This window comes from Streptomyces sp. P17, assembly GCF_032436805.1.
Taxonomy (GTDB): Bacteria; Actinomycetota; Actinomycetes; order Streptomycetales; family Streptomycetaceae; genus Streptomyces.
This window is the reverse complement of the sequence record NZ_JAVRBF010000051.1, coordinates 57,412-64,055: the sequence shown is the minus strand read 5'-3', so window position 1 is coordinate 64,055 and position 6,644 is coordinate 57,412. Positions and strand designations below refer to the sequence as shown.

Here is a 6,644-nt window from a genome sequence, read left to right as displayed (position 1 = left end):
CTGCGGTTCCCGCGGGGGAGCTAGCCGACGCCGAGACCGGCGAAGGCGTCCCGCACCGCGTCCAGTGCCGCGCCGCGGGGGACGTGGTGGAGCACCGGCTGCGGTTCCCGCGGGGGAGCTAGCCGACGCCGAGACCGGCGAAGGCGTCCCGCACCGCGTCCAGTGCCGCGCCGCGCTCCTCGTCGCTCATGCGGGCCGGGCCGTGGGTGACCACCGGGGGGACGACCTCGTAGCCGACGAACTCCAGCATTCCGCGGTGGATGTGGAACAGGAAGTCGTCCATCGGTCCGAACTCGCCGCCCTCGGCGCGGAAGGCGTCGGCCGAGCCGCCGGTGGTCAGCAGGAGCCGGGCCCGCTTCCCGCTGAGGGCGGCGCGGTCGAACAGGCCGAGGCCGCCGCCGAAGACCTCCCCCATCACGAACACCCTGTCGATCCAGCCCTTGAGGATGGCGGGCATCGAGAACCACCAGAGCGGAAACGACAGGACCAGCAGATCGGCGGCGAGGAGCGGGCCGAGATGCGTCTTCACGTCGACAGGGAGCGTGCCGTCCCTGGCCGCGCGCATCTGCTCGGCCTGCGGCTTGAACAGCCCCTCGACCGGCTCGAACTCCGGCCGGCCGAGCACCGGGGACCAGTCGTGGGCGTACAGGTCGATCACGTCGACGGAGTACCCGGAGTCCTTCAGCGCCTCGGCGGCGGTGCGCATCTGGGCGGTGCTGAAGGAGCCGGGCTCGGGGTGGGCGTGGACGATGAGGGGCGTGCCGGGTGGTCGTCAGCATGCCCAGATCATATCGCAGTATCGCGATGTGTCGATGTGATTGCGGTGTGATGGTTCAGAAGGCGCGGTCGATGACCCCGGCGAGCTGCTTCAGCCGCCCCTCGTCACGCCGGTAGTGCGTCCACTTGCCCACGCGGGTGGACCGTACGAGACCCGCGCGCTCAAGGGTTGCCATGTACCCCGAGACGGTCGACTGCGCGAGCCCCGACTTCGCCTGGATATGGCTGACGCACACCCCGACCACCTGACGGTCGGCGATCGGCTCGTACGCGGCGAAGTGCTCCTCGGGGTCCCTGAGCCAGCGCATGATCTGGAGCCGGACGGGGTTGCCGAGCGCCTTGAAGACGCCGACGAGGTCGTCGGGGTCGGGGTCGGTCGCGTGCATGGGGCCACCATCGAGGTCGCTGTGATTCGACGTACCACGATATCTCGATGGGAGTCATCGCTGATCGGCCGCCGCCGGCCGCACGGGGACCAGGCGGTGGTCCGGGCGGGGCCGGCGGCGGATGACTGAGGGGCCGGGGCCGCACGAGCTTGCGGAGCAGAAGATTCCCTGTGTGGCGGTTTGGTGTGGAGGCATGAATTCAACCTGCATTCCCGCAGGTTGACAGGGATCAGCGGCGCCACCACCATGGGCCTCGCGCTGTGGCACATACGACCGATGAGCCCAGTGTTTCTTCGCCCACCACCCCGGCACGGCACGGCCCCGCCGTCGATGCGCGCTGCCCGCCTGCCGTCATCCGGGTTCTGCTCACCTCAAGATGGGGAACCGCATGTCCATAGCGAGACGTGTCATCGCGCGCCGCCTGCTGGGGACGGGCGCCGCGTCGCTCGCCCTGTGCGCGGCCAGTGTCGCCGCAGCCTCCGGTGCCTTCGCCCACGGCACACCGGGGGGCGACGGCTGGAAGTCGGGGGGCCAGTACCAGCCCGGTACCGGGGCGGGTACGGAAACCGCCACCGACCGCTGCCAGTTCTCGCTGGACGGCACGAACTTCTACGACTCCGTCAAGGTCGACGACCAGAACCTCAAGCCGACCGACGACGGCAAGGTCCACATCCGGGTCCGCACCGCAGGCGACGCCGCCACCTGCACCGCCTCCCTGGCCTCCTACCTCGCCCACGGCCCGACGTTCGCCACCTCCGGCGAGCAGATCTTCGTCGACTTCGACACGGTCACGGTCAAGCCCGGCCAGACCGACTCCCTCGACATCGCGGTGCCCGACGCGGGCTGCTTCGCGCAGATCGACCTCTACCGCGGCGCGGTGAAGTTCGACGGCGAACTCGACGCCGACGACGGCTTCGTCCACGGGGACGTGCCCAAGGGCCCGGACCGTCCGGTCATCAAGGACAAGCTGATCGCGGCCTGGAACGGCGGGACGAAGAACTGCACCACGGCGCCGGAGACTCCGGAGACCACGCCTCCGGCGAGCCCCTCCACGCCGGAGGAGTCCACGCCGGCGAGCGAGCCCCCGGCCGAGGAGACCCCGGCCACGGAGCCCCCCTCCGAGCCCCCCTCCGAGTCCGCCCCGACTCCGACCCCCGCCACCACCACGCCCCCCGCCGCCGCGCCCTCCCCCGACGGCGGCGACGGTGACCTCGCGGAGACCGGCGCGGACAGCAGCACCCTGCCGATCACCATCGGCGCGGCCGTCCTCCTCGCGTGCGGCGGCGCGATCGTGGTGGCGACGCGCAGGCGCCGCTCGTCACGCGCCTAGGGCAACCGGGGGGCGTCCGGGGCAGCCGGCCCTAGACCCATACTTCGCAGGTCACCCGATCGTGAAGACCAAGCGGTCGTAGCTGATCGCTCGCCGGTCGGAACCGCAGCAGCGATGGCCGTCTCGGTCCGGCCCGGTCGAGATCGGACGCCGTGAGGCCGATGCGGAGAACCTTTTCGGCGACCTGCGAAGTACGGGCCTAGACGCCCTCCACCGCCGACAGCCACAGCTTCACGTACCGCTCGACATCGACGTCCAACGCCACGTCCACCAACCGCTGTTCACGCTCACCGTGGTGGATCTCCGCCTCCCCGGGCCGCGGCCGCCGGTCCACGATCGTCTGGCCGCGGGTCGGGCCCGGGGCCAACGAGACTTCCACCGGCAGGAGTTCGGTGCTGATACCGCCCGGGTCGACCACCGCGCAGACCGCCCCCGCGTCACCGAGCCCGCCGGCGGGGGTGGGGTCGCCGGAGGTGGCCGGGTCGCGGTGGGCGAGGAGTTCGCCGGCCAGGCGCAGCCGCGGCTCGGAACTCGCCCGCAGCCGCTGCACATCGGCCGCCGGGACCAGCACCCGCTGGAACACGTCCAGACCGTACATCGTGATCGGCACCCCGGCGGTCAGCAGGACCGCCGCGGCCTCCGGGTCGTGCCACACGTTGAACTCCGCGACCGGCGTGGCGTTCCCCGTCGCCACCGCCCCGCCCATGAACACGATCCGCTCGATGTTCCGGACCACCTCGGGGTGCGTACGGAGCAACAGCGCGATGTTCGTCAGCGGCGCGGTCGGGATCAGCGTCACCGGACTCGGCGCGGCAAGGATCTCGCGGCGCAGCAGCGTCACCGCGTCCACGTCCACCGGGCGCCGGGTCGGCGCGGGCAGCCCCAGGTCGCCCATCCCGTCCTGCCCGTGGACATGGCTCGCGGTGCGCACCGGCTCGATCAGCGGGCGCTCGGCGCCCCGCGCGACCGGGATGTCCCCGGCCCCGGCGTGCTCCAGCACCGTCAGCGTGTTGCGTACGACGCCCTCGACATCGGTGTTCCCGGCCACGCAGGTCACCGCCCGTACATCGAGACCCGGATGCCGTACGGCGAACAGCAGGGCCAGGGCGTCGTCGACGCCGGTGTCGCAGTCGATGAGCACCGGAATGGGCTGACCGGTCACGGGGACTCCCTGCCCTCGACAGTCGCTACCCCACCGACCTTACGCGGCGGCCCACAGTTCGGCCCCGCGAGCCCGCACACACGCGTCGACGCGGCGCAGCACCTCCGCCACGGGCACCGCCCCTGGCCGGCGGCCGTCCCGCAGCCGTACGGCCGCCAGTCGCCGTCGGCCTCCCGGTCGCCGATCACCGCCTTGAACGGCACGAGCCGGGCCGCCCGGATCCGGGCACCGAGGGTCCGTCACCGGGACCCGACAGCCCGGCCCGCAGCCCGCCCGCCCGAGCCCGCCGTACGACCTCGGCCGCCTGTTCCAGCTGCGCGTCCGCCACCGGCAGCAGCGCCCTGCATGGGGCGGCTGTAGCGCGGGCGGCCGCGGCGGGCGAACGGTTTTCCCGGCCGTACGACGTGCCCGCTCACCCGGACGGACCGGCGCACTGGTGGACAGCCCCGCGCGGTGGTGCCTTGAAAGCACCCGCTTCGATCATGGCGCGCCCCAGGAGGCCACACGATGCCCCGCGTTCTCACCGCCCCAGCCCTCGTCCTGGGCGCCCTGCTGACCGCGACCGCCTGCGGCGCCGACGGATCGGACACCACCGCCAAGCCCTCCGCCTCCGCCTCCCCCACCGCGTCGGCGACCACCGCCGCCCCGGCGTCCGCTCCCGCCCTCACCGAGGCGCAGGCCCGGGCGGCCCTGATCACCGAGGCGGACCTCGGCGAACCCTGGTCGGCGACCCAGGGCGCCGCCACCTGGCGGGACGGACTGCTCAAGGCGAGCACCGAGAAGGCCGACTGCCGACGGCTGCTGGACGTCCTCTACACCGAGGAGTTCTTCGGCCCCGACGCCCGCACGCGCGCGGTGACCGGCCTGGACGACGACTGGGACGGGGCCCAGATCCGCTACCAGGTCGTGGCGCATCCGCCCAAGGAGGACCGCACCCTGTCCTGGCTGAGCTCACTGCCGAAGAAGTGCGGCGAGTTCAGGGCGGTGACCGCGACCGGGGCGCCGGAGTACGCCGAGGTCACCGAGACCGAACTGCCAAAGGTGGGCGACGCACGCCAGGGCCTGCGCATCACCCTGACCACCACCGACGCAACCACCCTCACGCTGGACGTGGCCGCGGTCCGCGCCGGTGACGACGCGATCGTCCTCACCAACGGCGGCCTCGGCGACGTACCGGCCGAAGCGACCCGGGCGGCGACGGAACGCGGGGCACAGCGGCTGGCGGAGGTGCGGAGGCTCGGGCGCGTGGAGGTCTGACGCGCATCGCGGCAATAGGCGGCGCTCGATCTGGACAGAGTTCTGGTTGCCGCTCTGTTCCGCACCGCAAAGGAGACCGCGTGCCCGACCTCTCGTCCCGCGACCCCGACTGGTGGCGCCAGGCCGTCGTCTACCAGGTCTATCCGCGCAGCTTCGCCGACGCCGACGGTGATGGGTTCGGGGACGTCCGGGGTGTCACCGAACGGCTCACCCATCTCGCCGCCCTCGGCGTCGACGCCCTCTGGCTCAGCCCCTTCTACCCCTCCGAACTCGCCGACGGCGGCTACGACGTCGCCGACCACCGCGACGTCGACCCACGCCTCGGCACCCTCGACGACTTCGACGCCATGGTCGCGGAGGCCCATCGGCTCGGCCTGAAGGTCATGGTCGACATCGTGCCCAACCACACCTCCCACCAGCATGTCTGGTTCCGGGAGGCGCTCGCCGCGGGGCCGGGATCGGCCGCCCGGCAGCGGTACGTCTTCCGTGACGGCCGCGGCGCGCACGGTGAACTCCCGCCCACCGACTGGCAGTCCGTCTTCGGCGGCAGCGCCTGGCAACGGGTGCCGGACGGGCAGTGGTACCTGCACCTGTTCGCGCCCCAGCAGCCCGACCTGAACTGGGCCCACGACGAGGTCCGCGCCGACTTCCGCACCACCCTGCGCTTCTGGGCCGACCGTGGCGTCGACGGCTTCCGCGTCGATGTCGCCCACGCCCTCGCCAAGGACCTCACCGAGCCCCTGCGCGACCTCGGCGATCCGGAGCTGAGCGGGGAAGCGGCCCTGTCCGGGATGGCCCCCGGCAGCCACCCCTGCTACGACCGCGACGAGGTCCACGAGATCTACCGCGACTGGCGCAAGATCCTCGACTCCTACTCCCCGCCCCGCATGGCCGTCGCCGAGGCCTGGGTCCCCGGCGCCCGACGCGTCCTCTACGCCCGCCCGGACGAACTCGGCCAGGCCTTCAACTTCGAGTATCTGCAGGCCGCTTGGGACCCCCGGGAACTCAAGCGCGTCATCGGCGACTCCCTCGCCCAGGCCCATGCCGCCGACGCCTCCGCCACCTGGGTCCTGTCCAACCACGACGTCGTCCGCCACACCTCCCGCCTGATGCTCCCGCCGGGGACGGACGAGAACGCCTGGCTGCTGTCCGGCGGTACCGCACCGGGCATCGACCGCGCCGCCGGGCTGCGGCGGGCCCGTGCCGCCACGCTCCTCATGCTCGCGCTGCCCGGCTCCTCGTACGTCTACCAGGGCGAGGAACTCGGGCTTCCCGAGGTCGCCGATCTGCCGGTGGAGGTCCTCCAGGACCCGATCTGGGAGCAGACCGGGCGGGTGCGGAAGGGGCGGGACGGATGCCGGGTGCCGCTGCCCTGGACCGTCGGCGGACCCTCGTACGGCTTCGGTGGATCCGGTGCCTGGCTGCCGCAGCCGGAGTGGTTCGCGGGCTGCTCCGTCGAGGCTCAGGACGGGGTCGAGGGGTCCACCCTTGAGCTGTACCGGCGGGCGCTGCGGCTGCGGCGCAAGCTGCTGGAGGGGGAGTCCCTGACCTGGGCCGAGGACGGCCCGGACGGCGTGCTCCAGTTCGCCAGGTCCGACGGATGGCGGTGTGTCGCCAATCTGTCGGGGCAGCCCGTGGCGCTTCCGGCGGGGGAAGTCGTCATCAGCAGCTCGCCGTTGGAGACGGACGGGCGACTGGGGAACGATACGACCGTCTGGCTCACCTGAGACGT

Annotated in this window: 6 protein-coding genes and 1 pseudogene; 3 read left to right on the top strand and 4 right to left on the bottom strand. The window is 72.5% G+C overall.

All coding sequences use genetic code 11. From position 1 onward, the window contains the following. Positions 1-118: 118 nt before the first annotated feature. Complete coding sequence (locus tag RMT89_RS29140) at positions 119-706, bottom strand: NAD(P)H-dependent oxidoreductase (protein ID WP_399498496.1); 588 nt, start codon at positions 704-706, stop codon at positions 119-121. A gap of 127 nt (positions 707-833) precedes the next feature. Further along, entirely contained in the window at positions 834-1,163 is a 330-nt protein-coding gene (locus RMT89_RS29135) for a metalloregulator ArsR/SmtB family transcription factor (RefSeq protein WP_315886748.1), read from the bottom strand. Between the two features lie 388 nt (positions 1,164-1,551). On the opposite strand from RMT89_RS29135, the gene RMT89_RS29130 reads away from it, so the two are divergent. Continuing rightward, a complete protein-coding gene (locus RMT89_RS29130) occupies positions 1,552-2,493 on the top strand; it encodes an LAETG motif-containing sortase-dependent surface protein (protein ID WP_315886747.1) in 942 nt (313 codons plus the stop codon). A 199-nt stretch (positions 2,494-2,692) separates the two neighbouring features. Here RMT89_RS29130 and RMT89_RS29125 read toward each other — a convergent pair whose 3' ends face one another. Together RMT89_RS29125 and RMT89_RS46090 are read right to left on the bottom strand one after the other, a co-directional pair. Further along, the gene (locus tag RMT89_RS29125) at positions 2,693-3,655 is read right to left on the bottom strand and encodes a nucleoside hydrolase (RefSeq protein WP_315886746.1); all 963 of its coding nucleotides are present in this window, start codon (positions 3,653-3,655) and stop codon (positions 2,693-2,695) included. A gap of 39 nt (positions 3,656-3,694) precedes the next feature. Continuing rightward, positions 3,695-3,992: pseudogene (locus tag RMT89_RS46090) on the bottom strand (His/Gly/Thr/Pro-type tRNA ligase C-terminal domain-containing protein); the annotation flags it as partial. A 170-nt stretch (positions 3,993-4,162) separates the two neighbouring features. On the opposite strand from RMT89_RS46090, the gene RMT89_RS29120 reads away from it, so the two are divergent. Next, positions 4,163-4,912 (top strand): hypothetical protein, encoded by a 750-nt coding sequence (locus RMT89_RS29120; RefSeq protein WP_315886745.1) that lies wholly within the window; start codon positions 4,163-4,165, stop codon positions 4,910-4,912. 80 nt (positions 4,913-4,992) lie between these two features. Beyond that, the gene (locus RMT89_RS29115) at positions 4,993-6,639 is read left to right on the top strand and encodes a glycoside hydrolase family 13 protein (protein ID WP_315886744.1); all 1,647 of its coding nucleotides are present in this window, start codon (positions 4,993-4,995) and stop codon (positions 6,637-6,639) included. Positions 6,640-6,644: the final 5 nt, after the last annotated feature.